A 1,267-nucleotide genomic window follows, 5' to 3' on the forward strand; every position below is an offset into this window, starting at 1 on the left:
TTGGGTCAGCGCCATCATGTACATGGTCGCAAGCCGCTTTGTCGCGCGCGGCTTCCTGCTGCACGCCAACGGGGAACGGGCGCCGGTACGGGTTGCCATCTATGGCGCCGGCAAGGCAGGCACACAACTGGCCAGCGCCCTGCGCGCCGGCCACGACTATCTGCCAGTGGCATTCATCGACGATAAAAAAGAGTTGAAAGGCGCCACCATTGCAGGCATTAAGGTCTACCCTTCAGCAGAACTGGGGGAACTGATTGCCAAGAGCAGTATCATGGAAGTGCTGCTGGCCATGCCATCGCTGTCCAAGAGCCAGCAGAAACACATCTTGGACAAGCTGGAAGTCCACAAGGTCAAGATCAAGGTAACGCCGCCAGTTGGCAGCCTGGTGTCGGGAGAGTTGCGGGTTCAGGATGTGCGCGACATTGAAATTGAAGACTTGCTGGGACGCGACCAGGTCGCCCCCAACCGCGAACTGCTGGCGAAATGCATCACCGGCAAGGCAGTGATGGTGACTGGTGCAGGTGGCTCCATCGGTTCCGAGCTATGCCGCCAGATCATCGGCCAACGCCCTAGCCGGCTCATCCTGCTCGACATGTCGGAATTCGCCCTGTATACGATCAAGCAGGAATTGAAGAGCACGATAAGCGCGCAAAACCTGCAAATCGAACTGCTGCCATTCCTCGGTTCCGTGCTCGATACAGAGAAGTGCACCAGGATCATGCACACCTTTGCCATCGATACGCTGTACCATGCGGCGGCCTACAAACACGTTCCTCTCGTCGAGCACAACCCGGTCGAGGGTGTCAGCAACAACGTCTTCGGCACGCTCAGTATCGCAAAGGCAGCCATGGCCGCTGGCGTGGGCTGTTTTGTGCTCATTTCCACCGACAAGGCGGTTCGGCCCACGAACGTCATGGGAGCAACCAAGCGCCTGGCTGAGCTGATTCTGCAAGGTTTTGCGCGCGAACAAGACCATACGCGGTTTTGCATGGTGCGCTTCGGCAATGTCCTGGGATCCTCTGGCTCGGTCGTGCCCCTGTTCCGCAAGCAGATCATGCTGGGCGGCCCGATTACCCTGACCCATCCGGAGATCACCCGCTACTTCATGACAATCCCCGAAGCGGCACAGCTGGTCTTGCAGACAGGCGCAATGGGCGAAGGCGGCGACGTCTTTGTCCTGGATATGGGCGAGCCGGTGAAGATCCTGGATCTGGCCAAGCGCATGGTCCACCTGAGCGGCCTGGCGGTGCGCAGTCCAGCCTCGCCC

At 59.4% G+C, this 1,267-nt stretch carries 1 protein-coding gene; it reads left to right on the forward strand.

Going from position 1 to position 1,267, the window contains the following annotated elements:
• Positions 1-1,267, forward strand: a 1,267-nt coding sequence (locus AC0V2Y_RS28565; protein WP_475418472.1) for a polysaccharide biosynthesis protein, incomplete at both ends; no start/stop codon positions are given.

Source organism: Janthinobacterium sp. BHSEK (genome assembly GCF_056174685.1).